The sequence below is a fragment of the Paracoccus spongiarum genome (assembly GCF_030732095.1).
Classification (GTDB): Bacteria; Pseudomonadota; Alphaproteobacteria; order Rhodobacterales; family Rhodobacteraceae; genus Paracoccus; species Paracoccus spongiarum.
This window is the reverse complement of sequence record NZ_JAVAMQ010000001.1, coordinates 168,145-193,082: the sequence shown is the minus strand read 5'-3', so window position 1 is coordinate 193,082 and position 24,938 is coordinate 168,145. Positions and strand designations below refer to the sequence as shown.

Annotated in this window: 27 protein-coding genes; 24 read left to right on the top strand and 3 right to left on the bottom strand. The window is 69.0% G+C overall.

Features of this window, described 5'->3' with window-relative positions; genetic code table 11:
* Nucleotides 1–55 precede the first annotated feature (55 nt).
* The 23 genes from Q5Y72_RS00955 (at nucleotide 56) to cysE (ending at nucleotide 20,365) form a co-directional block, all read left to right on the top strand.
* Nucleotides 56–1,180, top strand: coding sequence for a Hint domain-containing protein (locus Q5Y72_RS00955; RefSeq protein ID WP_305961542.1), 1,125 nt, complete (start codon nucleotides 56–58; stop codon nucleotides 1,178–1,180).
* A 116-nt stretch (nucleotides 1,181–1,296) separates the two neighbouring features.
* On the top strand, nucleotides 1,297–2,559 hold the full coding sequence (fabF, locus tag Q5Y72_RS00950; protein ID WP_305961541.1) for a beta-ketoacyl-ACP synthase II: 1,263 nt from the start codon (nucleotides 1,297–1,299) through the stop codon (nucleotides 2,557–2,559).
* Nucleotides 2,556–3,740 carry an endolytic transglycosylase MltG gene (mltG, locus tag Q5Y72_RS00945; RefSeq protein WP_305961540.1) on the top strand — a complete coding sequence of 395 codons (1,185 nt, stop codon included), beginning with the start codon at nucleotides 2,556–2,558 and terminating at the stop codon, nucleotides 3,738–3,740. Before fabF ends, mltG begins: the two co-directional genes overlap by 4 nt.
* Nucleotides 3,741–3,886: 146 nt before the next feature.
* Nucleotides 3,887–4,327, top strand: a complete 441-nt coding sequence (locus Q5Y72_RS00940; RefSeq protein ID WP_305961539.1) for a hypothetical protein — start codon at nucleotides 3,887–3,889, stop codon at nucleotides 4,325–4,327.
* 317 nt (nucleotides 4,328–4,644) lie between these two features.
* A complete protein-coding gene (locus Q5Y72_RS00935; protein WP_305961538.1) occupies nucleotides 4,645–5,055 on the top strand; it encodes a permease in 411 nt (136 codons plus the stop codon).
* Nucleotides 5,015–6,361, top strand: a complete 1,347-nt coding sequence (locus Q5Y72_RS00930; protein ID WP_305961537.1) for a DNA-packaging protein — start codon at nucleotides 5,015–5,017, stop codon at nucleotides 6,359–6,361. Before Q5Y72_RS00935 ends, Q5Y72_RS00930 begins: the two co-directional genes overlap by 41 nt.
* Nucleotides 6,362–6,471: 110 nt before the next feature.
* A complete protein-coding gene (locus Q5Y72_RS00925) occupies nucleotides 6,472–7,656 on the top strand; it encodes a phage portal protein (protein ID WP_305961536.1) in 1,185 nt (394 codons plus the stop codon).
* A gap of 4 nt (nucleotides 7,657–7,660) precedes the next feature.
* Nucleotides 7,661–7,894 (top strand): GTA head formation protein, RCAP_rcc01685 family, encoded by a 234-nt coding sequence (locus Q5Y72_RS00920; protein ID WP_305961535.1) that lies wholly within the window; start codon nucleotides 7,661–7,663, stop codon nucleotides 7,892–7,894.
* 3 nt (nucleotides 7,895–7,897) lie between these two features.
* Nucleotides 7,898–8,428, top strand: a complete 531-nt coding sequence (locus tag Q5Y72_RS00915; RefSeq protein WP_305961534.1) for an HK97 family phage prohead protease — start codon at nucleotides 7,898–7,900, stop codon at nucleotides 8,426–8,428.
* A 138-nt stretch (nucleotides 8,429–8,566) separates the two neighbouring features.
* Nucleotides 8,567–9,745 (top strand): phage major capsid protein, encoded by a 1,179-nt coding sequence (locus Q5Y72_RS00910; protein WP_305961533.1) that lies wholly within the window; start codon nucleotides 8,567–8,569, stop codon nucleotides 9,743–9,745.
* A 191-nt stretch (nucleotides 9,746–9,936) separates the two neighbouring features.
* On the top strand, nucleotides 9,937–10,554 hold the full coding sequence (locus tag Q5Y72_RS00905) for a head-tail connector protein (RefSeq protein ID WP_305961532.1): 618 nt from the start codon (nucleotides 9,937–9,939) through the stop codon (nucleotides 10,552–10,554).
* Nucleotides 10,551–10,889, top strand: coding sequence for a head-tail adaptor protein (locus Q5Y72_RS00900; RefSeq protein WP_305961531.1), 339 nt, complete (start codon nucleotides 10,551–10,553; stop codon nucleotides 10,887–10,889). The genes Q5Y72_RS00905 and Q5Y72_RS00900 overlap by 4 nt, the downstream gene beginning before the upstream one ends.
* Complete coding sequence (locus Q5Y72_RS00895) at nucleotides 10,886–11,305, top strand: DUF3168 domain-containing protein (RefSeq protein ID WP_305961530.1); 420 nt, start codon at nucleotides 10,886–10,888, stop codon at nucleotides 11,303–11,305. Before Q5Y72_RS00900 ends, Q5Y72_RS00895 begins: the two co-directional genes overlap by 4 nt.
* An 11-nt stretch (nucleotides 11,306–11,316) precedes the next feature.
* The gene (locus tag Q5Y72_RS00890) at nucleotides 11,317–11,730 is read left to right on the top strand and encodes a phage major tail protein, TP901-1 family (RefSeq protein WP_305961529.1); all 414 of its coding nucleotides are present in this window, start codon (nucleotides 11,317–11,319) and stop codon (nucleotides 11,728–11,730) included.
* Entirely contained in the window at nucleotides 11,730–12,044 is a 315-nt protein-coding gene (locus tag Q5Y72_RS00885) for a gene transfer agent family protein (protein WP_305961528.1), read from the top strand. Before Q5Y72_RS00890 ends, Q5Y72_RS00885 begins: the two co-directional genes overlap by 1 nt.
* Nucleotides 12,041–12,271 carry a rcc01693 family protein gene (locus Q5Y72_RS00880; RefSeq protein WP_305961527.1) on the top strand — a complete coding sequence of 77 codons (231 nt, stop codon included), beginning with the start codon at nucleotides 12,041–12,043 and terminating at the stop codon, nucleotides 12,269–12,271. The genes Q5Y72_RS00885 and Q5Y72_RS00880 overlap by 4 nt, the downstream gene beginning before the upstream one ends.
* Nucleotides 12,272–12,288: 17 nt before the next feature.
* Nucleotides 12,289–12,942, top strand: a complete 654-nt coding sequence (locus Q5Y72_RS00875; protein WP_371930726.1) for an RcGTA-type gene transfer agent tail tape measure protein — start codon at nucleotides 12,289–12,291, stop codon at nucleotides 12,940–12,942.
* Nucleotides 12,943–12,956: 14 nt separating this feature from the next.
* Nucleotides 12,957–13,589: a DUF2460 domain-containing protein gene (locus Q5Y72_RS00870; RefSeq protein ID WP_305961526.1), complete on the top strand. Its 633-nt coding sequence runs from the start codon at nucleotides 12,957–12,959 to the stop codon at nucleotides 13,587–13,589.
* Nucleotides 13,586–14,419: a phage/gene transfer agent baseplate hub protein gene (locus Q5Y72_RS00865; protein WP_305961525.1), complete on the top strand. Its 834-nt coding sequence runs from the start codon at nucleotides 13,586–13,588 to the stop codon at nucleotides 14,417–14,419. Before Q5Y72_RS00870 ends, Q5Y72_RS00865 begins: the two co-directional genes overlap by 4 nt.
* Nucleotides 14,409–14,846, top strand: coding sequence for a C40 family peptidase (locus Q5Y72_RS00860; protein WP_371930734.1), 438 nt, complete (start codon nucleotides 14,409–14,411; stop codon nucleotides 14,844–14,846). Before Q5Y72_RS00865 ends, Q5Y72_RS00860 begins: the two co-directional genes overlap by 11 nt.
* A gap of 23 nt (nucleotides 14,847–14,869) precedes the next feature.
* Entirely contained in the window at nucleotides 14,870–18,757 is a 3,888-nt protein-coding gene (locus tag Q5Y72_RS00855; RefSeq protein WP_305961523.1) for a baseplate multidomain protein megatron, read from the top strand.
* Complete coding sequence (locus Q5Y72_RS00850) at nucleotides 18,750–19,463, top strand: DUF2793 domain-containing protein (RefSeq protein ID WP_305961522.1); 714 nt, start codon at nucleotides 18,750–18,752, stop codon at nucleotides 19,461–19,463. The genes Q5Y72_RS00855 and Q5Y72_RS00850 overlap by 8 nt, the downstream gene beginning before the upstream one ends.
* Nucleotides 19,464–19,537: 74 nt before the next feature.
* On the top strand, nucleotides 19,538–20,365 hold the full coding sequence (gene cysE, locus Q5Y72_RS00845; RefSeq protein ID WP_305961521.1) for a serine O-acetyltransferase: 828 nt from the start codon (nucleotides 19,538–19,540) through the stop codon (nucleotides 20,363–20,365).
* Between the two features lie 115 nt (nucleotides 20,366–20,480).
* Here cysE and Q5Y72_RS00840 read toward each other — a convergent pair whose 3' ends face one another.
* From Q5Y72_RS00840 to Q5Y72_RS00830, 3 genes are all read right to left on the bottom strand, one after another.
* Nucleotides 20,481–21,650, bottom strand: coding sequence for an IS5 family transposase (locus tag Q5Y72_RS00840; protein WP_305961520.1), 1,170 nt, complete (start codon nucleotides 21,648–21,650; stop codon nucleotides 20,481–20,483).
* Between the two features lie 79 nt (nucleotides 21,651–21,729).
* On the bottom strand, nucleotides 21,730–22,788 hold the full coding sequence (locus Q5Y72_RS00835; RefSeq protein ID WP_305961519.1) for a quinone-dependent dihydroorotate dehydrogenase: 1,059 nt from the start codon (nucleotides 22,786–22,788) through the stop codon (nucleotides 21,730–21,732).
* Nucleotides 22,785–23,105 carry a DUF952 domain-containing protein gene (locus tag Q5Y72_RS00830; protein WP_305961518.1) on the bottom strand — a complete coding sequence of 107 codons (321 nt, stop codon included), beginning with the start codon at nucleotides 23,103–23,105 and terminating at the stop codon, nucleotides 22,785–22,787. Before Q5Y72_RS00830 ends, Q5Y72_RS00835 begins: the two co-directional genes overlap by 4 nt.
* A 153-nt stretch (nucleotides 23,106–23,258) precedes the next feature.
* Here Q5Y72_RS00830 and Q5Y72_RS00825 point away from each other — a divergent pair, with 153 nt between their 5' ends.
* Complete coding sequence (locus Q5Y72_RS00825; RefSeq protein WP_305961517.1) at nucleotides 23,259–24,860, top strand: bifunctional metallophosphatase/5'-nucleotidase; 1,602 nt, start codon at nucleotides 23,259–23,261, stop codon at nucleotides 24,858–24,860.
* The last annotated feature ends 78 nt before the right edge of the window (nucleotides 24,861–24,938 follow it).

The following is a 24,938-nucleotide window of genomic DNA, read 5'->3' as shown; positions in this document are numbered from 1 at the left end:
TTAGGTCCGCTTCGTTGCCAGCATTGGTGGCCTGCGGCGATTTCAGGAGCCACGAATGCCGACGACTTGGAGTGCCATCTACCTGGGCAATGGCGGGGCGTTCAACATCGACCCCGTCGAGGGTGATTTTGACAGCGAGAACGCGGCCGGGCTGGTCGGCCAGACGCGCGGCACCGCCACCGACCCGCTTTACGAACAGATCGTCACCGTGACTACATTCGACCGGGGCGGTGCAGCGGGGTCGCTGGACACGAACCGCGCCGGGAACGGGTTCGATCAGGTCCAATACACCCTGCCGGGCGCCACCACGTCGCTGATTTCGACCTTCGAGGGGATGGGCGTCTATAACGCAGAGGTCACCTTCGCGAACGGATCGACGGCGACCGTCAGCGCGGTCATCTTTCAGGACGAAGCGCGCAACGTGTTCCTGGCGCCTGAATTGACCGCCAATGCCGATTCCGCCGCCTATCAAAGCGGTCCCATCGTCTCGGTGACGCTGACCGGGCTGATCACCAATACCAGCGACCTGACGACCAACCGCAACGGCGCGGATTTCATCACCTGTTTCACCGCCGGGACGCTGATCGACACGCCCGAGGGGCCGCGCCCGGTCGAGGATCTGCGGGCGGGCGATCTGGTGCTGACCGGGGATCGCGGCGCGCAGGTGCTGCGCTGGGCCGGCTCGCGCAGCCTTGACCTGCAGGGGCGCGATCACCTGAGGCCGGTGCGCATTCGCGCGGGCGCCCTGGGGCAGGGACTGCCCGTCGCCGATCTGCTGGTCTCGCCGCAGCACCGCGTGCTGGTGCGGTCCGCCATCGCGCAGCGGATGTTCGGGACCGACGAGGTTCTGGTCGCCGCGCGGCATCTGCTGGCGCTGCCCGGGATCGAGGTCGCCGAGGACGCGGCGCAGGTGACCTATGTGCATCTGCTGTTCGACCGGCACGAACTTGTGACCTCGAACGGGGCGGTGACCGAGTCGCTGTTCACCGGCCCCGAGGCGCTGAAAGGCGTCGGCGAGGCCGCGCGGGCCGAGATCCTGGCGCTGTTTCCGCAGCTGGCCGGGATCGGCGCCGAATTCGAGGCGTTTTCCCCCGCCCGGCCGCTGGTGCCGGGCCGGCAGGGCCGCAGGCTGGCCGCGCGTCACCTGTTGAACGCAAGGCCTGTCGTCGCGCCGCACTAGGCGCCGTCGGCGGCGCGACGGGGTCGCCCTCGCGCCGTCATCGGGCTGTCATGCGTTGCGTGGCGGGTTTCGGGCGTGTATCACCGCCGGAAAACCGAACAGGCAAGGACATGAACATGCGCAGGGTAGTTGTCACCGGGCTGGGAATGGTCACGCCGCTGGCCTCAGGCGTCGAGGCGACATGGCAGCGGCTTCTGGCCGGCAAGTCCGGCGCCGGGCCGATCACCCGCTTTGATCCCCGGGACGTGGTGACGCAATATGCCTGCGAGATCCCGTTCGGGGATGGCAGCGACGGCAGCTTCAATCCCGACGAGTGGATGGCGCCGAAGGACCGGCGCAAGGTCGATGATTTCATCCTGTACGGCATGGCGGCCGCCGAACAGGCGGTGCGCGATGCCGGCTGGCAGCCCGAAGACGAGGAAGGCCGGCTGCGCACCGGGGTGATGATCGGATCGGGCATCGGCGGGCTGACCTCGATCGCGGAAACCGCCGTGCTGATCAAGGAACGCGGTCCCAAGCGGGTCTCGCCCTTCTTCATCCCCGGCGCGCTGATCAACCTGATTTCGGGCCAGGTCAGCATCCGGTTCGGCTTCAAGGGACCGAACCACGCTGTCGTTACCGCCTGTTCCACCGGCGCCCACGCGATCGGCGATGCGGCGCGGCTGATCATGCTGGGCGATGCGGATGTGATGGTCGCAGGCGGCGCCGAGGCCCCGATCAGCGAGATCGGCATCGCGGGCTTCAACGCCTGCAAGGCGCTGTCCACCAAGCGCGCCGACGACCCGCAGGCCGCCAGCCGTCCCTATGACGCCGACCGCGACGGCTTCGTGATGGGCGAGGGGGCGGGCGTCGTCGTGCTGGAGGAATACGAACACGCGCGCGCGCGCGGGGCACGGATCTATGCCGAGGTGCTGGGCTACGGGCTGTCGGGCGACGCCTATCACATCACCGCCCCGGCCGAGGATGGCGATGGCGGATACCGCGCCATGCAGAACGCGCTGCGCAGCGCCGGCATCGGGCCCGAGCGGATCGACTATATCAACGCGCATGGCACCAGCACCATGGCCGACACCATCGAACTGGCCGCGGTCGAGCGGCTGATGGGCGATCATGCCGGCAATGCGGTGATGTCCTCGACCAAGTCCAGCATCGGGCATCTGCTGGGTGCGGCCGGCGCGGTCGAGGCGATCTTCTGCGTGCTGGCGATCCGCGACCAGATCTGCCCGCCGACCATCAATCTCGACAATCCGGCGGTGACGCCGCGGCTGGACCTGGCCGCCAATGCCGCCGTCCGCCGCAAGGTCGATGTGGCGCTGTCCAACAGCTTTGGCTTCGGTGGCACCAATGCCAGCCTGGTGCTGGGGAAGGTCGCCGGATGATCTGGCGCAACATCGCCTCGAATTTCCTGACACTGCTGGTGGTGTTGCTGATCGCGGCGGCGGCGGCGGTGGCCTGGGCCAGGCATGAATTCAGCGGGCCGGGCCCCAGTGCGGTTGCGCAATGCGTGCAGATCGCCCCGGGCGCGAGCCTTAACGCGGTCAGCCAGCAGCTTGCCACGCAGGGGGCGGTCAGCAGCGCCTATGTGTTCCGCGCCGGTGCCGACTACATGGACAAGGCCCGCGACCTGAAATTCGGCAGCTATCTGGTGCCCCCGCAGGCCAGCATGGAGGATATCGTCGGCGTCATCACCGCGGGCGGGCCCTCGACCTGCGGCACCGAGGTCATCCTGCGGGTGGGCGTGCGCGAGAACAGCGTCCTGTTGCGCGACATCAGCCCCGAGACCGGCGTCTTCGCCGAGGTGGCCCGCCATGATCCGGCCGCAGGCGCCTTGCCCGAGGCGATTGCCGCGGCCCAGCAGAAGCCCGATGCGCGGCTGCGCGTCACCGTGGCCGAGGGCGTGACCAGCTGGCAGATCGTCGAGGCGCTGAAGCAGGTGGATTTCCTGTCGGGCGAGGTCCCGGAGGTGCCGGCCGAGGGCAGCCTTGCCCCCGACACCTACGAGATCGAGAAGGAGTCGCCGCGCGCCGCCCTGCTGGCCGAGATGAGCCGGCGGCAGGCGGCGATCCTGGCCGAGGAATGGGAGGCGCGGCCCTTCGGTCTGCCCTATGACACGCCGCAAGAGGCGCTGATCATGGCCTCGATCGTCGAGAAGGAAACCGGCATCGCCGAGGAACGGCCGCAGGTCGCCAGCGTCTTCGTGAACCGCCTGCAACAGGGCATGCGGCTGGAGACCGACCCGACGGTGATCTATGGCATCACCCGCGGCGAGGGCGTGCTGCACCGCGGCCTGCGCCGGTCGGAACTGAACACCACGACGCCCTACAACACCTATCGCGTGGACGGGCTGCCGCCGACCCCGATCGCCAATCCGGGCCGGCTGGCGATCCGCGCGGCGCTGAACCCGGCCGACACCGACTACATCTTCTTCGTTGCCGATGGCAGCGGCGGGCACGCCTTCGCGCGCACCCTCGAAGAGCACAACGCCAATGTCGCGCGCTGGCGCGAGATCGAGGCACAGCGCGGCCAGCCGACCGACGCGCCGGTGCAGGGCGACGGCTGAGCCGCGCCTGCGCCGCGCCTGCGACAGTGGGTTCCGTAGCGTTTGACAAAGCCCGCCCCAGACCGCAGGCTGACCGCGGAAGGGGCGGGCCTTGTGCGATCCGCGCGCGCAACGCGGACCCGGCCTCTGATTCAGGAGGAAACGCGATGAAACTGTCCGACATGTTTTCGACCCTCGCCGACAACGCCCGCATGTTCGAGAAGCGGGCCGCCGAATGGCAGGACGAGATGTCCTCGAAGAATGACGAGATGATGGCCAGCGCCCGCAAGTGGCAGGAAACCGCGATGCAGCGCCAGGAAGAGATGAACCAGCAGATGCGCGGCTATTTCGAGCAGGCCGGCGACAATGTCCGCAACCAGTGGCACAGCATGCAGACGGCCTGGGAGGACCAGTTCCAGAAGATGCGCGAGAAGGGCGAGGAAATGCGCGCCGCGGCGATGAAGAACGGCCAGTTCCCCGACTGGGCCGAGGCCTATGCCGCGCAGATGGTGTCATTCGCACAGAAGATGCAGGACGAGGCCAGCAACGCCATCGCCGCCGCCACCGAGGCGCGCGGCAAGGCGGCGTCCCCGAAGAAGAAGACCTGACCCCCGGAAGGGCGTGGACGATCGGCCCGCCACCCGCGCGGTGGCGGGTCTTTTGCGTGCCGGAACGGGCGTTCCGGGGTGCTGTTGCGTGTCGCGCCACCGCCGTGCGCTGGGGGTGTTGCGCGGCTCAAGCATCTGTTTTCAAAGCCTGATGATCGGTTAACGGATCGCCCTTCGGTTTAGCGATTGACTTACCGAACGCCCCAGGGTAGAACATTTGCATGCTGGGAGAAATGGGCGAGCGGCCGGGTCGAAACCCGCGCCGCTTTTCCCGTTTCTCGGCTCGTGCGGACAGGACACGAGGCGGGACAGTTTGCATGAACGATATGGAATGGAGCGGGATCGGTGATCCCGAAGGGCCCCTGGTGGCCGGATCGCACGTCACCGACGACGCAACGGACCAGGTCGGGGAAGCGCGCGGCGCATGTGACCCGGAAGAGGTGCTTGCGGTCGCGGAGGGGCTTTTCTGGTCCTATGTGAAGGATCTGGAAAGCCACAAGCTGGCGCTGGAGGCCCGCGAGAAGGGGGTCCTGGACCCAGCCGAACTGAAGGCGGCGATGCTGGCCGCGAAGGGCATCCGCGAGGCGGTTGCCCTGCTGATGCAGGAAAGGAACCGCGTTGACAAACTTCGCAAGGACATCGCCGGCGGGGTCGGAGGAGGCAGTCTCGACCTTGACGCGGCACGAGATGAGGTCGGGCGCCGCCTGGCTTGCCTCCGCCGAGCCTGAGGAGGTTGACGCCTTCCTCGAGGGGCTGTCCGAAAACGCGCTGATGGCGCTGCCCTGGCTGTTCGAGTTCTGGGCCCTGCCGCACCAGCTGCCGCCGGAAGGCGACTGGAAAAGCTGGGTGATCATGGGCGGGCGCGGCGCGGGCAAGACCCGCGCCGGGTCCGAATGGGTGCGGCGGATGGTCGAGGGGCCGACCGCCGCCGCACCCGGCCGCTGTCACCGTGTGGCCCTGGTGGGCGAGACCTTCGATCAGGCCCGCGAGGTGATGGTCATGGGCGAAAGCGGCATCCTGGCCTGCTCGCCCCCCGATCGCCGGCCGGTCTGGGAGGCCGGGCGCAGGCGGCTGGTCTGGGCCAATGGCGCGACCGCCACGGTCTATTCGGCGCACGAGCCCGAGGCGCTGCGCGGGCCGCAATTCGACGCGGCCTGGGTGGACGAGCTGGCCAAGTGGAAGAAGGCCGAGGACAGCTGGGACATGCTGCAATTTGCGCTGCGGCTGGGGCAGCATCCGCAGCAGGTGGTGACCACGACGCCGCGCAATGTGGGCGTGCTGAAGCGGATCCTGGGCAATGCCTCGACCGTGACGACCCATGCGCCGACCGATGCCAACCGGGCCTATCTGGCCGAGAGTTTCCTGGCCGAGGTGCAGAGCCGCTATGGCGGCACCCGGCTGGGGCGGCAGGAGCTGGACGGGGTGCTGCTGGATGATGTGGAAGGGGCGCTGTGGACCACGGCGATGCTGGAAGCCGCGCGGATCGACCGCGCGCCCCGGCTGACGCGGGTGGTCGTCGCGGTTGATCCGGCGGTGACGGCCGGCAAGGCCAGCGACGAATGCGGGATCGTGGTCGCGGGCGTCCTGGCCGAGGGCGAGCCGCGCGACTGGCGCGCGGTGGTGCTGGAGGATGCGACCCTGCGCGGCGGTCCGACCGACTGGGCCCGGGCCGCCATCGCCGCGATGGACCGGCACGGCGCCGAGAAGCTGGTGGCCGAGGTCAACCAGGGCGGCGATCTGGTCGAGAGCGTGATCCGCCAGATCGATCCGCTGGTGCCGTTCCGGGCGCTGCGCGCCGGACGCGGCAAGGGCCTGCGGGCCGAGCCGGTCGCGGCGCTTTACGAGCAGGGCCGGGTGCAGCATCTGCGCGGCGGCAATCTGGGCGCGCTGGAGGATCAGATGTGCCAGATGACGGTGCGCGGCTTCGAGGGCCGGGGCAGCCCGGACCGGCTGGATGCGCTGGTCTGGGCGATCCACGAGCTGATGATCGAGCCGGCGGCGGGCTGGCGCCGGCCGCAGATGCGCAGGCTGTGAGGAGAGGCCGGGGGGCCGTCTGCCCCCCGGACCCCCCGAGGATATTTGAACCAAGGCAAGGGGGCCGTCCGCGGGGCGGCCTTTTTCGTGGCCGGTTGATGGAGGCAAGCATGGCGTTTCGGTTGTTTTCGCGGGAGCAGAAGGTCGCCCCCGTAGAGGAGAGGAAGGCCAGCGCGACGGGCCGGGTGGTGGCCTTCGCGGCGGGCTCGGGGCGGCCGGTCTGGTCGGCGCGCGACACCGGCTCGCTGACGCGGGGCGGCTTCGTGGGCAATCCGGTCGGGTTCCGCTCGGTCCGGCTGATCGCGGAGGCGGCGGCGGCAGTGCCGCTGGTGTGCGAGGATGCCGCGCGCCGCTACGAGACCCATCCGGTCGTCGATCTGCTGCGGCGGCCCAATCCCGGCCAGGGCCGTGCCGAGCTGTTCGAGGCCCTCTATGGCCAGATGCTGCTGTCGGGCAATGCCTATGTGGAGGCGGTCGGGCTGGGCGCGTCGGGCTTGCCGGAGGAGTTGCATGTGCTGCGCGCGGACCGGATGAGCATCGTGCCGGGCGCCGATGGCTGGCCAGTGGCCTTCGACTATGCGGTGGGCGGACGCAAGCACCGCTTTGACATGACGGGAAGCCCGGATCCGATCTGCCACATCAAGAGCTTTCACCCGCAGGACGATCATTACGGGCTGTCGCCGATGCAGGCGGCGGCGGTGGCGCTGGATGTGCACAACAGCGCCTCGGCCTGGTCGAAGGCCTTGCTGGACAACGCCGCCCGGCCGAGCGGGGCGATCGTCTACAAGGGGCTGGACGGGCAGGGCGTGCTGAGCCCCGAGCAGTATGACCGGCTGGTGGGCGAGATCGAGATGAACCACCAGGGCGCGCGCAACGCCGGTCGGCCGATGCTGCTGGAGGGCGGGCTGGACTGGAAGCCGATGGGCTTCAGCCCCAGCGACATGGAGTTCCACGAGACCAAGATGGCCGCGGCGCGCGAGATCGCGCTGGCCTTCGGCGTGCCGCCGATGCTGATGGGGATCCCGGGCGACGCGACCTATGCCAATTACGCCGAGGCGCATCGCGCCTTCTATCGGCTGACGGTGCTGCCGCTGGTCACGCGGGTTGCCGCCGCCATCGCCTGGTGGCTGTCGGAGCATCTGGGCCAGGAGGTCGCGCTGCGGCCCGATCCCGACCAGATCCCGGCTCTGGCCGCCGAACGCGACCAGCAATGGGCGCGGATCAGCGCCGCGAGCTTCCTCAGCGACGCCGAGAAGCGCACGCTGCTGGGGCTGCCGCCCATGGCGGAGGCGTGATCCGATGGAGGGGTCGCGCTTCGTCAAGGATGCCTTCGGCTGGCATGACCAGCGCTTCGAGGCGCAGGAGCGGATCATGGCGCTGCAATTCGGCACCGTCGAGAAGCGCCTGGAGCGGATCGAGGCGTTGATCGAGGGGCTCGAGCGGCGCCTGTGGATGACCGTCTATGGGGTCGTCGCGGTGATCCTGACGCAGGCCGTGCAGGGCATTCTGGAATTCGCGCCAAAAGGAGGCTGAGGGATGGTACCGGGACTTGAGGTGAAGTTCGCGGGCGGGGCGCCGACCCTGACCGACGGGCTGGTGATCGAGGGCTATGCGAGCCTGTTCGGGCTGGTCGATCAGGGCGGCGACGCTGTGGTGGCCGGGGCCTTCGCGGCCTCGCTGGCGCGGCTGGCGGCGCGTGGGGACAGGGTGAGGATGCTGTGGCAGCACGATCCGGCCAGGCCCATCGGTGTCTGGGACGAGATCCGCGAGGATGAGCGCGGCCTGTGGGTCAAGGGCCGCCTGCTGGCGGATGTGGCGCAGGCCCGGGAGGCGGCGGCGCTGTTGCAGGCCGGGGCGATCGACGGCCTGTCGATCGGCTATCGCACCATCCGCGCCGAGCGCGACCGCACGGGCCGGCGGGTGCTGGCCGAGGTCGAACTGTGGGAGGTGTCGCTGGTGACCTTTCCGATGCTGCCCGAGGCGAAGATCGGCCGCAAGGACGGCGACGACCTGCGCGAGGTCGCGGCGCTGTTTGCCGCCGCCGCCGAGGCGTTGCGCGAGGGGTGAGGCCCGGGCGCCCGCCCGTGGCGCCTTGGATGGACAGGGGGGGCCGGCTGGTCCGCCCGACAGGTTCGGGCCGCTCGCCGAGAGGCGGTCCGTCAGCAGGGGCGGGTCGGCCCCGATCATCGCGATGAGGAGAAGACCATGACCGAGGTGAAGGCCGCGGGCGGCGGGGACGCGCCCGCCGATGCGAGGGGCATCGATCTCAAGGGGGCCATGATGGGGTTCGTCGGCGAACTCAGGGGCTTCCGTGAGGATATTCAGCAGAAACTGCAAGCACAGGAAGAGCGCATGAACATGCTTGATCGCAAGACCGCCATCCGGGGCCGCGCGCCCCTTTCGACCGTGGCCGAGCCCGAGGTTCCGCACCAGAAGGCCTTCAACGCCTATCTGCGCAGCGGCGATGATGACGGCCTGCGCGGGCTGGTGATCGAGGAGAAGGGCCTGACGGTCGCCAGCGATGGCGGCTTCCTGGCTGCGCCGCAGGTTGCCGAGACGGTGCAGAACGTCCTGCGCTCGGGTGCCTCGCTGCGCAAGCTGGCAAAGGTGGTGGCGGTCGAATCCTCGGCCTACGAGGTGCTGGTCGACAAGGGCGAGATCGGCGCCGGCTGGGCGACCGAGGCCGATGCGACCGAGACCGCCTCGGGCGGCATCGAGCGCATCTCGATCCCGGTGCACGAGCTGTCGGCCATGCCCAAGGCCAGCCAGCGGCTGCTGGACGATGCCGCGTTCGACGTCGAAAGCTGGCTGGCCGAGCGGATCGCCGAGAAGTTCGCCCGTTCGGAAGCGGCGGCCTTCGTCAATGGCGATGGCGTGGCGAAGCCGCGCGGCATCCTGTCCTATCCGGTCGCGCCCAACGCGGTGGCCACGGACGGCCAGATCGGCGTGATTACCACGGGCGGACTGGGCGATTTCGACGGCACCGCGCCGGGCGATGCGCTGATCGACCTCATCTATGCGCTGGGGGCGGAATATCGCGCCAATGCCAGCTTCGTGATGAACTCGAAAACCGCGGCGCGTGTGCGCAAGATGAAGGACGCCGAGGGTCGGTTCCTGTGGACCGACGCGCTGGCCGCCGGCCAGACCCCGCAGCTGCTGGGCTATCCGGTGCTGATCAGCGAGGACATGCCCGACGTGGACCTGGAATCGCTGTCGATCGCCTTTGGCGACTTCCACGCCGCCTATACCATCGTCGAGCGTCCCGACCTGCGCGTTCTGCGCGATCCCTTCAGCGCCAAGCCGCATGTGCTGTTCTATGCGACCAAGCGCGTGGGCGGCGGTGTCACCGACTTCCGCGCCGTCAAGCTGCTGCAGTTCGCCTGATCCCACGGGATCAGGCGAGGGAAGGGGTCGCGCACCGGTCGCTGGCCATGCCGGCTTTGCAACTGTCCGCGCGTGCTGATGGCCGGCGCGCGGGCGCGGCCCCTTTCCGCAGCCGAACAACCGACGGGGCCCGCAGCGGGCCCCGTCGCGGTGTGGTGACGATGCGGACGGCAGGACGGGAGGTTCGCGAGATGATGCTGATTGAGGAAACGGCGCCGGCGGCGGAGGCGCTGCCTGTCGCCGCATTGCGCGAGCATTTGCGCCTCGGCTCGGGCTTCGAGATCGCCCAGGACAGCGCCGAGACGGCCGCGTTGACCGGATTTCTGCGCGCCGCGATGGCGGCGATCGAGGCGCGCACCGGGAAGGTGCTGCTGACCCGGCGCTTCCGGATGCAGCTGGATGACTGGCGCGACCGGCTGGGCCAGCCGTTGCCGCTGGCCCCGGTGATCGCGGTCGAGGCGATCGAGATCGACGACGGCGCCGGCACGGTGACGCAGTTGCCGGTCGCAAGCTGGCGGCTGCTGCCGGACAGCCAGCGACCGATGATCCTGCCGACCGGCGTGATCCTGCCGCATGTGCCGCGTCGCGGAATGGTCTCGGTGGTGTTCACCGCGGGCTTCGGTGCGGACTGGGCCTCGGTGCCGGCCGATCTGGCGCAGGCGGTCCTGATGCTGGCGGCGCGCTACTACGAGGATCGCAGCCTGGATGGCGGCAGGGGCGCGATGCCCTTCGGGGTCACCTCGCTGATCGAGCGATGGCGCCAGGTCCGCATCCTTGGCGGCCGCGGCAGCCGGGAGATGCGCCGATGACGGTCCCGAGGCTGAATGTCCGGCTGGCGCTGGAGGCGCCCGAGCGGCAGGGCGACGGGATGGGCGGCCATGCGGTCGTCTGGCGGCGGCTTGGCTGGCTGTGGGGCGCGATGGATGCGGGCGCGGGCCGAGAGCGGTTCGCCGAGGTCGGACCCGAAAGCGTCGTCGCCTGGCGGATCACCCTTCGGGGCGCGCCCGCGGGCGATCAGCGGCGCCCGGCCGCCGGGCAGCGGCTGCGTCTGGGGGCGCGGCTGTTCCGCATCGAGGCGGTGGCCGAGCGCGATCCCGAGGGGCGCTGGCTGACCTGCTTTGCACGAGAGGAGGACGCGACATGAGCTATGGCGCGGGCGTGGCCCTTCAGACGGCGGTTTACCAGCATCTGCGCGCGGATGCGGCGCTGGCCGATCTGGTGGGCGATGCGATCTTCGATGCGATGCCGGTGCAGGCTCCGGTCGGGGTTTATGTCTCGCTTGGGCCCGAAGAGGCGCGCGACGCGGGCGACATGACCGGGCGCGGATCGCAGCATGATTTCGTGGTCTCGGTGCTGTCGGGCTCGGACGAGAGCGCCGGGTTTTCGGCCGTCAAGGCCGCGGCGGTTGCAGTGACCGATGCCCTGGAAGGCGGCGCGATGTCGCTGGATCGCGGCCATCTGGCCGGATTGTGGTTCCTGCGCGCGAAGGCGCGCCGGATTGAAAACGGCGCGGCGCGGCGGGTCGACCTGACCTTTCGTGCGCGCATTGATCTGGGCTGAGGAGACGACCCATGGCGGTACAGAACGGACGCGACCTGCTGATCAAGATGGACATGACGGGCGACGGCGCCTTCGAGACGGTGGCGGGGCTGCGCGCCTCGCGCCTGTCGTTCAACGCCGAGACTGTGGATGTCACCAGCCTTGAAAGCGAGGGGGGCTGGCGCGAGCTGCTGGGCGGGGCAGGCGTGCGCAGCGCCTCGATCTCGGGTTCGGGGGTGTTTCGCGACGCCGACACCGATGGCCGGGCGCGGCAGATCTTCTTCGATGGCGAGGTGCCGCAGTTCCAGGTGGTGATCCCCGATTTCGGCACCGTCGAGGGGCCGTTCCAGATCACCGCGCTGGAATATGCCGGCAGCTACAATGGCGAGGCCACATACGAGCTGACGATGGCCTCGGCCGGTGCGCTGAGCTTTACGGCCCTGTGATGGTCAACCCGATGCGCGGAGAGGTCGAGATCGTGCTTGACGGGCAGGCTCATGTCGCGCGCCTGACCCTGGGGGCGCTGGCCGAGCTGGAGCATGATCTGGGCGCCGACAGCCTGCTGGCCGTTGCGGAACGCTTCGAGGCGGGCCGGTTCGGCAGCCGCGACGTGCTGGCGGTGCTGGTCGCGGGGCTGCGCGGCGGCGGCTGGCAGGGGCGCGCGGCCGACCTGCTGGCTGTCGAGATCGGCGGCGGACCGGTCGCCGCGGGCCGGGCCGCGGCCGAGTTGCTGGCCCGCGCCTTCCGGATCGACACATGATCCGCAGCGAGGCGCGCGGCGGGCTGGACTGGCCGGGGCTTATGCGCGCGGGGCTGCGCGGGCTGGGCTTGCGGCCTGACCAGTTCTGGTCGCTGACACCGGCCGAGCTGGCCCTGATGCTGGGCGTCGAGGCCGGGCCGCCCGCCATGACCCGCAGCCGCCTGGCCGCGCTGGCGTCGCGCTTTCCCGATCGGGGCGGCGCGGCGCGCGAAGGCAATCACAACTGAAGATCGGGGGCCACCAGATGGCGAACAAGGACGGGTTCGGAACCACGCTGGACCAGCTGGACGAGGGGTTTGGCCAGACCGGCCGGATGACCGCGGAATTCGAGGCCGAGCTGGCGCGGCTGCGACAGTCGATGATGTTCACCACCCGCGAGGTGGGCGCGCTGAGTTCGGGCCTGGAAAGCGGGCTGCGACGCTCGTTCGACGGGTTGATCTTCGACGGCATGAAGCTGTCGGACGCGCTGAAGGGCATCGGCCGGTCGATCGCCGACACGGTCTATGCCATCGCCATGAAGCCGGTCGAAAGCGCGTTGGCCGGGTCGCTGGCGCAGGGCGTGACCGGGATGCTGGCCGGCGCCCTGCCCTTCGCGAAGGGCGGGGCGTTCGTTCAGGGGCGGGTGATGCCCTTTGCCAAGGGCGGCGTGGTTGCCGAGCCCACGCATTTTCCGATGCGCGGGGCGACCGGGCTGATGGGCGAGGCCGGCCCCGAGGCGATCATGCCCTTGCGCCGCGGCGCCGATGGCCGGCTGGGCGTGGCGGCCGCGGGCGGCGGTCGCGCGGTGAACGTGACCGTGAACGTCACCACCCCCGATGTCGCGGGCTTTCAACGCAGCCAGGCGCAGATCGCGGCGCAACTGGGCCGGGCGCTGGCGCGCGGCGATCGCAACGGGTGAGCGGAGGACAAGAGATGGCATTTCACGAGGTGAGGTTTCCCGCGAACCTGTCCTTCGGGTCGATCGGAGGCCCCGAGCGGCGCACCGAGATCGTCGCGCTGGCCAGCGGCTTTGAAGAGCGCAACAGCCCCTGGGCCCATGCGCGCCGCCGCTATGACGCCGGGATGGGGCTGCGTTCGCTGGACGATCTGTCGGCGCTGGTGGCGTTCTTCGAGGCGCGGGCCGGCCAGTTGCACGGGTTCCGGTGGAAGGACTGGTCCGACTACAAGAGTTGCGCGCCATCCCGCGCGCCGGCCTTCGACGACCAGGAGATCGCGCGCGGCGACGGAGACACCGTGACCTTCGCGCTGACCAAGACCTATGCCTCGGGTCCGGCGCGCTATCACCGGCCGATCACCAAGCCGGTGCGCGACACGGTTCGCGCCGGCGTGGGCGGTGTCGAACGCTTCGCCGACGCCGATTACACCGTGAACCACGCCGTCGGGACCGTGACCTTCAGCCAGCCGCCCGAGCCGGGCGCAGCCGTCACCGCAGGCTTCGAATTCGACGTGCCGGTGCGTTTCGACACCGACCGCATCTCTGTCTCGGTCGCCAGTTTCCAGGCCGGCGAAATGCCGCAGATCCCGATCGTCGAGGTGCGCGTATGACCACCACGACCTTCTGCCGGGCGTGGAGCATCCGGCGCGCGGATGGCCTGACCCTGGGCTTCACCGATCACGACGTGACGGTGCGCTTTGGCGGGCTGAGCTATCGGCCCGACCACGGCATGACCGCCCGCGCACTGGTGCAGGGCTCGGGGCTGTCGGTGGACAATTCCGAGGCCGAGGGCGCGCTGTCGGACGACGCCATCACCGAGCGAGACCTGCTGGCAGGCCGGTGGGACAACGCCGAGCTGAAGATGTGGGAGGTGGACTGGTCCGATCCCGCGCGGCGCAGGCTGGTCTTTGCCGGCCGGCTGGGCGAGATCGCGCGGTCGCGTGGCGCGTTTCGCGCCGAATTGCGCGGGCTGTCCGAGCCGCTGAACGCCGCTCAGGGCCGGGTCTTTCATCCGCGATGCTCGGCCAGGCTGGGCGATGGCGCCTGCAAGGTGGACCTGGCCGGCACGGCGTTGCGCATCGAGCGTCAGGTCCTGGCGATCGAGGACGAGGTGCGTCTGCGGCTTGCCGAATTTCCCGATCACTCGGGCGGCTGGTTCGAGCGCGGGACGCTGCTGGTCCTTGACGGCCCGGCCGAGGGTCTGGGCGGGGCGATCAAGAACGACCTGGCCATCGCCGGGGCCGGCCGCGAGATCGAGCTGTGGCAGCAGTTGGGAACCAGCCTGCGTGCGGGCGACACGGTGCGCCTGACCGCGGGCTGCGACAAGCGCGCCGAGACCTGCCGGATGAAGTTCGCGAATTTCCTGAACTTCCGCGGCTTTCCGCATCTGCCAAGCGAAGACTGGCTGATGGCGCCGCAGGCGGGGGGCAATCGTGGCTGACGCGGCGCGGATCGTGGCGCTGGCGCGCGACTGGATCGGCACGCCTTATGTCCATCAGGCCAGCGTGCAAGGGGCGGGATCGGACTGCCTGGGGCTGATCCGGGGGCTGTGGCGCGCCCTTTACGGGTCTGAGCCCGAGGCGGCACCGCCCTACACACCCGACTGGGGCGAGTTCGGGGCGACCGAGTTCCTGATGGCGGGGGCCGCGCGGCATCTTCCGGCGGTGCCGCGCGAGAGGGCTCTGTCTGCCGGGCAGGTGCTGCTGTTCCGCATGCGACCGGGCGCGGTCGCAAAGCATCTGGGGGTGCTGGTCGAGGACGGCGCCGAGCCACGCTTTGTCCATGCCTATACCCATCACGGGGTCATCGAAAGCCCGCTGACGATGCCCTGGCGGAACCGGATCGCAGCCCGGTTCCGCTTTCCCTGAAGATCTGAACGAAGGAGGCCGCGATGGCCACGATTGTGCTGTCCGCAGTGGGTGCATCCATCGGCGGCGGGTTCGGCGGTGCCTTTCTCGGCCTTTCGGGCGCCGTCATCGGCCGCGCGGTCGGGGCCACGGTCGGCCGTGCCATCGACCAACGCCTTCTGGGCGGCGGGTCCAAGGCGGTCGAGACAGGGCGCATCGACCGGCTGCGCTTGCAGACCGCCGGCGAGGGGGCCTCGATCCCGAGGGTCTGGGGCCAGATGCGCCTGCCCGGCCACGTCATCTGGGCGGCGCCGCTGGAGGAGGTCGCCCGGACCGAAGGCGCGGGCGGCGGCAAGGGCGGGCCCAGCCAGCAGGTCACGCAGATCAGCTATCGCCTGTCAGTCGCGCTGGCGCTGTGCGAAGGCGAGATCCTGGGCGTCGGCCGCGTGTGGGCCGATGGCGAGGAGATTGCGCCGGCCGACCTGAACATGCGCGTCTATCATGGCGATGACAGGCAGATGCCCGATTCCGCGATCACCGCGCATGAGGGCGAGGCGGCACCGGCCTATCGCGGGCTGGCCTATGTCGTGCTGGAGAACCTGGCGCTTGAACGCTGGGGCAACCGGCTGCCGCAGCTGAGCTTCGAGGTGACCTGCCCGGCGCAGGACGGCACCGGCCTTTGCCGCGATGTTCGGGCTGTCGCGCTGATCCCCGGAACTGGCGAATACTCCCTTGCGACGACCCCGGTCACGAAGGACATGGGGCTGGGCGATGTCGAATCGATCAATGTGAACACGCCGATGGGCGGCACCGATTTCTCGGCCGCGCTGGACATCATGGGCCGCGAACTGCCCCGCGTGGGTTCGGTCTCTCTGGTGGTGTCGTGGTTCGGGGATGACCTGCGCATCAACCGCTGCGCGGTGCGCCCGAAGGTCGAGCAGGTCCTGTCGGACGGCAGCGAGATGCCGTGGCGGGCGGGCGGGGTCGCGCGGGCCGAGGCGCAGACCATCGCGCAGGTCGACGGACGGCCGGTCTATGGCGGCACGCCCTCGGACCAGTCGGTGATCGAGGCGTTGCGCGCCATCGCCGAGTCGGGGCGCCGGGCGGTGTTCTACCCCTTCATCCTGATGGAACAGCTGGCCGGGAACGGCCGCCCCGATCCCTACGGACCCGGCGAGCAGCCGGTGATGCCTTGGCGGGGTCGGATCACCACCTCGGTCGCGGCGGGTCGCGACGGATCGCCGGACGGCACTCAGGCGGCGGTCGACGAGGTGACGGCGTTTTTCGGCGCCGCCGCGATCGGCGATTTCAGCCGCGACGGCGACACGCTGTCCTATGCAGGGCCGGACGAGTGGTCCTATCGGCGCTTCATCCTGCATTACGCGCACCTCTGCGCGGCGGCGGGCGGGATCGACGCCTTCCTCATCGGGTCGGAAATGATCGGCATGACGCAGATCCGGGGACCGCAGCACAGCTATCCGGCGGTCGCGGAACTGCGGCGGCTGGCCGCCGATGTGCGGGCGATCCTGGGTCCCGGGGTCAAGATCGGCTATGCCGCCGACTGGTCCGAATATTTCGGGCATCACCCGGGCGATGGCGAGCTGTTCTTTCACCTCGATCCGCTGTGGTCGGACGACAACATCGACTTCATCGGCATCGACAACTACATGCCGCTGTCGGACTGGCGCGACGGGGAGGATCATCGCGACGCGGGCTGGGGGCGGATCGACAATCCGGCCTATCTTCTGGCGAATGTCCGCGGCGGCGAGGGACATGACTGGTATTATGCCACCGACGCGGACCGCCACACGCAGACCCGCACACCCATCACCGACGGCACCTATGACGAGGCCTGGGTCTGGCGCTACAAGGACATCACGAGCTGGTGGCAGAACCTGCATTACGACCGGCCCGGCGGCGTCAGATCGCGTGAGGCAACCGCCTGGGTGCCCGCATCGAAGCCGATCTGGTTTACCGAATATGGCTGCGCGGCGCTGGACAAGGCGACCAACCAGCCCAACAAGTTCCTTGACGCGCACAGTTCGGAAAGCGTCCTGCCGCATTATTCCAGCGGCCAGCGTGACGACGCGATCCAGGCCGCCTATGTCCGCGCGGTGACCGAGTACTGGTCGGATCCCGCGAACAATCCGGCCATGCAGGATGGCGGCCGCATGGTGGATCTGGATCGGGCCCATGTCTGGTGCTGGGATGCGCGGCCCTATCCGGCGTTTCCGGCGCGGTCGGACCTGTGGTCGGACGGCGCCGCCTGGGAACGCGGGCACTGGCTGAATGGCCGGGCGGGCGCGGTGACGCTGGGCGCCGTGGTCGGCGACATCTGCCGCATCGCCGGCGTGGCGGCATTCGACACCAGCCGCATCTCGGGCGTGGTGCGCGGCTATTGCCTTGCCGGCGGAGAGACCGGGCGGGCGGCGCTGCAACCCCTCATGCTTGCCCATCGCTTCGATGCGGTCGAGCGTGACGGGGCCTTGCGTTTCCTGTCGCGCGACGGCCTCGCCGCCGCCGAGATCGGCCCCGAGGATATGGCCGTCACCGAAGAGCTGTCGGGTCTGGAGAGTGTTCGCGCTGCCGAGCCGCAACTGGCGGGGCGGGTTCGGCTGACCCATGTCGAGGCGGGTTCGGACTATCCGGCCGCCACCGCCGAGGCAAGCCTGCCGGAGGCCGATCAGGACACGGTCAGCGGCAGCGAGTTCCCGATGGCGCTGACCCGTGCCGAGGGCCGTGTCATCGCCGAACGATGGTTGTCCGAGGCGGTCGTGTCGCGCGATACGGCGCGTTTCGCGCTGCCGCCGTCCTGGGGCCATCTGGGCGTCGGCGATGTGGTCCGGCTGCGGCAGCACGGCGTAGAGGCGCGGCGCTGGCGCATCGACCGGCTCGAGCGTGCGGGCGCGATCACCGTCGATGCGATGCGGGTCGAGCCCGGGGTCTACCGGCCCGCGATCTCGAACGACGACGACGCGAAGGTGCGGCGCTATCTGCCGCCGATGCCGGTGATGCCGGTCTTTCTGGACCTGCCGCTGCTGCGCGGCGACGAGGTGCCACATGCGCCCTATCTGGCGGTGACGGCGCGGCCCTGGCGCGGCGCGGTCTCGGCCTATGTGTCGGTCGAGGAAGAGGGCGGCTATGGGCTGAACCTGACACTTGACCGGCGCGCGGTGATCGGGCTGACCGAAACCGACCTGCCGGCGGCGCGACCGGGGCTGATCGACCGGGGCGCGCCGTTGCGGGTCCGGATCAGGTCGGAGGCGCTGCGCTCGGTCACGCGGCGGGCGTTGCTGGCCGGGGCCAATGTCCTGGCGATCGGCGACGGCTCGACCGAGAACTGGGAGGTGATGCAGTTCGGCAGCGCCGTTCCGGTCGGCGGCGGCGTCTGGGAAATCGGCGACCGGCTGCGCGGTCAGGCAGGCACCGACGCGATCATGCCGGACGCCTGGCCGGCGGGCAGCATGGTGGTGCTGATGGATGGTGCGCCGCGGCAGGTCAGCCTGCCGCCCGGCGCGCGCGGCCAGGAGCGGTTCTGGCGAATCGGTCCCGCGTTGCGGTCCCCGGATGATCCCAGCTATCGCGCCCGGACGACAGAGGCCCGCGGCATCGGCCTGCGGCCCTACGCACCCTGCCACCTGCGCCGCGAGGGCCGCAGTTTCAGCTGGATCCGCCGCACGCGCATCGACGGCGACGGCTGGGACGGGCTGGACGTGCCGCTGGGCGAGACGCGCGAGATGTATCTGCTGCGGGTCTTCCAGTATGGCGCCCGGCTGCACGAGGCGCAGACAAGCCAGCCGCATTACACCCTGCCCGCCGATGTCTGGCAGGTCGTCATGGCCGGCGGCAGCTTCGACGTCGCCGTGGCGCAGCTGTCGGACCAGTTCGGGGCGGGCCCGTTCCACAGGAGGACCTTCAATGCCGATGACTGAAACGAACCGCCTCGCGATGCCGCTGTTGCAACCGGCGCAGGCGCAGAAGCATGTCACCGTCAACGAGTCGCTGATGCGGCTTGACGGCCTGGTCAATCTGGTGCTGGCCAGCGTCACCACCGCCCAGCCGCCGTCGGCCGTTGTCGACGGGCAGTGCTGGGGCGTGCCGGGTGGCGCGGTCGGCCCCTGGGCGGGACAGGCCGGGCGCATCGCCATCGGATCAAATGGCGGCTGGGTATTCGTCCCGCCTACTGCCGGGATGCGTGGTTTTGTGGTCGATCAGGGCCGTGCGGCGATCCATGACGGCACCGGGTGGGTCGCGGGCGCGGTGACGATGGGCGCGCATGGCGGGGCGATGGTCGCGGGCATTGCCGAGGCCGAGGTCGTCGTCGCCGCCGGCGCCAGCTTCGATACCGGCGTTGCGATCCCGTCGGGGGCCATGGTGATCGGCGCGGTGGCGCGCGTCACGCAGGCGATAACCGGCACGCTGGCCACATGGCGACTGGGCAGCCAGGGCGCGAACAACCGCTTCGGTCAGGGGATCGGCACGGCCACGAATTCCTGGGCACGGGGCATGCTGGGGTCGCCGATGACCTATTACCAGCCCGACAGCCTCGTGATGACAGCAGAGGGCGGCTCGTTTTCCGGCGGTCGCGTGGCTCTTGCGCTGCACTGGTGGGAACTGCGGCTGCCGACTTCGGTCTGACCCGGCACCCGTGCGGCTTTCCCCGCCTGCCGATCTGGGCTAAACCGGGGACAAGGCAAGCGCGGGTGATTGCGATGAACATGCAGCATGATGGCAAGAACGCTCTGGGTCTGGATCGCGATGCGGTCTGGTCCCAGGTGCGTGACGAGGCGTCCGCCGCGGTGCGGGACGAGCCGCTTCTGGGCGCGCTGATCCATGCGGGGCTGCTGCATCATCACAGCCTCGAAGCGGCCTTGGCCTACCGCTTCTCGCTGAAGCTTGCCAGCGGCGAGATGAGCGAGCAGATCCTGCGAGAGATCGCCGATCAGGCCTATGCCGGCACCTCGGCGCTGGGCGACGCGGCCCGTGCCGACCTTCTGGCCGTCTATGATCGCGATCCTGCCACCCACAGGCTGATCCAGCCCATCCTGTTCTTCAAGGGATTTCAGGCGCTTCAGGCCTATCGGATGGGTCACTGGCTCTGGCAGCAGGGCCGCAAGGACATGGCCTATTTCGTGCAGATGCGCTGCTCGGAATGCTTTGGCGTCGATATTCACCCGGCTGCGACGATCGGCACCGGCGTGATGATCGACCATGCCCATTCCATCGTCATCGGTGAGACGGCCTCGGTCGGCAACGATGTGTCGATGCTGCATTCGGTGACCCTGGGCGGGACCGGCAAGGAGGATGGCGATCGGCACCCCAAGATCGGCGATGGCGTGATGATCGGCGCCGGCGCGAAGGTGCTCGGCAACATCCGCATCGGCCACCACTCGCGCATCGCGGCCGGATCGGTCGTGCTGCACGACGTGCCCTGCTGCAAGACGGTCGCGGGGGTTCCGGCGCGCGTGATAGGGGATGCGGGCTGTCCAGAACCCTCGCAGAGCATGAACCAGCTTCTGGGGATCGAGGACTATATCTAACAGGCCGCTGAAATAGTCGGTTATGCAGAACGGTTTCCTTTCGGCACAACTGTCCGGGTTTGGCTTCGGGCGCCTCGGCGCAGAAAGCATGCCTGTTTGACGCTGTTAGCCATCGTCACGCGGCCAGCAGCCGGGGCAGTCGGGCGAGGTTGTTGGCGGCCATCGTCATGATGAAGCGGGAGCGCACCCTTTCGAGGCCGCGATAGACGGTCTGTGCCATGCCGCCGACGGTCTTGGCCCAGCCGAAAGCCTCTTCGATCCGTTTGCGGTGCTTGATCGACAGGGCATATCCCTTGTGCCGGGTGGTTCTGGCGTCGATTGCCGAATATCTGGATTTCTGCGCGACATGCGGGGTGACACAGGCCTGCCTGAGATCAGCGACGAACTCGGCCGCGTCGAAGCCCTTGTCCGCACCCAGCGTCAACTGTCGGGTCGACCCCGGGGAATGGCGATGGATCATGTCGAGGGCAGCGCGCCGTTCCGCATGACCGTCGGCCTGCGTCAGATCGCCCTGCACGATCAGACCGGAGCGGTTTTCCATCAGAGCATGACCCATGAAGCAGAGCATGGCGCCGGTGCCGGGGGACTTTTTGTAGAGCCGTGCATCCGGGTCGGTGGTCGAGGCATGCGTGGCATTGGACCGCTTCTCGCCCCGGAAGTCGACTTCGGCATTGCGGTTCTGGCGGCTGGGACGGGGCATCGGAGCGGTCCCGGAAACGGTCGGTTCGGGGTGGTCTTTGGCGGTGGCGTCGGGTCCGGGTGGGCTGCCGGGGTCATCGTCGGGCGGCGTGTCGGAGCCCTTGGGCTGGAAGCTCTTCATCGAGGCCCAGGCCTTCACCAGCGTGCCGTCGACCGAGAAGTGATCATCCGACAGGAGCGGCGCGACTTCGCGATGGGCCAGGATCGCCGCCATCACCTTGCGCGACATCTCGGTCGTCAGCAGCCGGTCGCGGTTCTTGGTGAATACGGTCGGCACCCAGACGGCGTCGTCGATGCCGAGCCCTACGAACCAGCGGAACAGCAGGTCATATTGCATCTGTTCCATCAACTGCCGCTCGGAGCGGACCGAGAACAGGATCTGAAGCAGGCTGGCCCGGATCAGCCGTTCCGGCGGGATCGAGGGGCGACCGAAATCGGTGTAAAGCGCCTCGAACTCGCCATCCAGGCTGGCCAGCGCCTCGTTCACCACCTGACGGATCTTGCGCAGCGGATGCTTCGCGGGGACGCGCGCCTCCAGGTCGACATGCCTGAACAGCGTCCCGCTCGTCTCGTCCGTCCCGCGCATCATAACACCCGCTGTTATCGTGACGAGGGTGAACCATGTTCTCAAACCACTGTCGAGGCGAAACTATTTCAGCGGCCTGCTAGAGCCAGTCGGCGGTGGCGCTGCCGGTCAGTTCGGGCAGCGTCATGCGCTCGCGCGACAGCCGCTCATCAAGGTCCCGGGCGATCCGGGTCGCCAGCGAAAACCCCCGATAGATCAGCGCCGAATAGATCTGGATCGCGCTGGCGCCCGCGGACAGCTTGTCCCATGCCTGCCGGGCCGATCCGATCCCCCCGACACCGATCAGCGGGATCCGGCCGGCCGTCTCGCGATGAAGCCGAGCCAGAACCTGAGTAGAGCGCAGGAACAGCGGCGCGCCGGACAGCCCGCCCGCCTGATTGCACTGCGGTGACGCCAGCCCGTCGCGCGACAGCGTGGTGTTGGTGGCAATGATCGCGTCCACCGATGCGTCGCGGGCCACCGCCGCGATGTCGGCGATGGCGCGGTCGTCGAGGTCCGGCGCGATCTTGATGAAAACCGGGCGGCGCCGGGGCAGTGCGTCGCGTGCCGCGATTACGCCCTCCAGAAGCACCGAAAGGGCCTCGGGACCCTGCAGGTCGCGCAGGCGTTCGGTATTGGGCGACGAGACATTGACGGTCAGGAAATCGGCCGCATCGCCCGCGATGCGGACCACCTCGGCAAAATCGGCGGCGCGGTCGGCGCTGTCCTTGTTCGCGCCGATGTTGAGGCCGACCGGCACACCGCTGGGCCGCCGCCCGAGCCGTTCCGCGATGGCTGTCGCGCCCTCGTTGTTGAAGCCGAAACGGTTGATGATTGCCTGATCCTCGCTCAGCCGGAAAAGCCGCGGTCGCGGGTTGCCCGGCTGGGGACGGGGCGTCGCGGCGCCCAGTTCGATGAAGCCGAAGCCCGCCCGCATCAGCGGCGCGACGGCCCGCGCGTTCTTGTCATATCCCGCAGCAAGGCCGACCGGATTGGCCAGGTCCAGTCCGGCCAGTCGCGTCCGCAGCCGGTCGGTCGTGACCGCCTCGCCGGGCAGCGGGACGAGCCCGGCGACAAGCGCCCGGATCGACAGATCATGCGCGCGTTCCGGGTCCAGCCGATGCAGCGCCTTCAGGCCCAATCGTTCGACGATGCTCATCGTGGAAGCTGCCCTGCATCACGCGCCGGTCGCGTCCACACCACATCCGAAAGCCTCAGGCTGCGGAAGAGATGCGGAAACAGCTGTCCGCCGCGCGCCTCTTCCCATCTCAGGTCACCGGCCAGCGCCTCCGCATCGCACGCCAGCAGGGTCAAATCCTCCTCACCGGCAAAATGGCGGTCGAGGGTGCCGGCGAGCTGCGGGCCCGTCGACAGGTGGATGAAGCCGTCGCGCAGGTCGACGGGCGCGCCGTCCGTGTGACCGTCGGCCTGCATGGCGGCCCATTCGGGGGCGCGGAGAATCTTGTAGATCAGCATGGCCGCATTTGCCGCCCGCGACGGGGGCGGGTCAAGGGCCGCCGTCGCCCTTCCCCCGGCTTCCCCGGCCATGACCCGACGCGATGTTTGACCGCCTCACGGTGCTGCGCCAAGCTGTCGGTCGAGAACTCACGGGATGGAAAGGAATCAGGGATGACATTGCGCTTTCTGACGGCGGTCTCTGTCGCGGCCCTGTCCGCTGGCAGCGTTCAGGCCGAGATGGTCCTGCATGTCCTGCACACGAACGACGTGCACAGCCGGGTCGAGCCGATCAACGCCTATGACAGCACCTGCGACGCAGAGACGCTGGCGGCCAATGAATGCTTCGGCGGCGTGGCGCGCATCGCCTCCAAGATAAAGGAACTGCGCAGCCAGATCAGGGCCGAGGGCGGCAATGTCATCGTGCTGGATGCCGGTGACCAGTATCAGGGCAGCCTTTTCTACACGACCTACAAGGGCGAGGAGGTGGTCGAGTTCATGAGCGCGACCGGCTATGACGCCATGGTGGTCGGCAACCACGAATTCGACGACGGCCCCGAGGGCCTCGCCCGGCTGGCCAGCGGGGTCGAGTTTCCGGTGACGGCGGGTAACATCGACGTGTCGCAGTCGAACATCCTCAGGGACGTGATCGCCAACAGCGTGACGCTGGAGATCAATGGCGAGAAGATCGGCATCGTCTCGGCGCTTGCCACGGATACGCCGGAACTCGCGGCGCCCGGCCCCAATATCATCTTCTCGGACGACATCGACAGCCTCAAGGGCGATGTGCAGGAACTGACCGAGGCGGGCGTCGACAAGATCATCGCGCTGAACCATGTGGGCTATCGTCGCGACCAGCAGATCGCCGCGCAGGTGCCCGGTCTGGACGCCGTCATTGGCGGTCATTCGCACACGCTGCTGGGCGACATGGATGGCGCCGAGGGCCCCTATCCGACAATGGTCGCCGGGCCCGACGGCACCGAGGTCCCGGTGGCGCAGGCCTATTCCTATTCGAAATATCTTGGCCATCTCGTCTTGACCTTCGACGATGACGGCAAGCTGATCAGCGCAGAGGGTCAGCCGATCCTGCTGGACGCCTCGGTTGCCGAGGACGAGACGCTTGCGGCCCGGATCGAGGAAATGGCCGCGCCGATCGACGAGCTGCGCCAGAAGGTCGTGGCCGAGACGGCAGCCCCGATCGACGGCGACAGGGCCAATTGCCGCGTCCGGGAATGCGAGATGGGCAATCTGGTGGCCGAGGCGATGCTGGACCGGGTCAGGGATCAGGGGATCTCGATCGCGATCGCGAATGGCGGTGGGCTGCGCGCCTCGATCGATCAGGGCCCGGTGTCCATGGGCGAGGTCTATACCGTGCTGCCGTTTCAGAACACCCTGGCCACGTTCCAGCTGACCGGCGCGGATGTCGTCGCGGCGCTGGAGAACGGGGCCAGCCAGATCGAGGAAATCGCCGGCCGCTTCGCACAGGTCGCCGGGCTGAAATACACCGTCGATCCGGCGGCTGCGGCGGGAAGCCGGATCAGCGAGGTGATGGTGCAGGTCGAGGGCGAGTGGGTCGCCATCGACCCGGCCGCGACCTATGGCGTGGTGTCGAACAACTACATGCGCGGGGGCGGCGACGGCTATGCCGTCTTCGCGACGAATGCAAAGAATGCCTATGATTTCGGCCCCGACCTGGCTGAGGTGCTGGCCGAATATCTGGCCGGGCAGGGGCCCGGCTTCACGCCGGTCCTGGACGGGCGGATCACGGTGAAATGAGGTCCTGACGCCTCGCCCCGCCGCGGCAGGCAGGGCGGGGGGATTGCCGGCGGGCGACGCGGTGATTTGCCCGCCCGC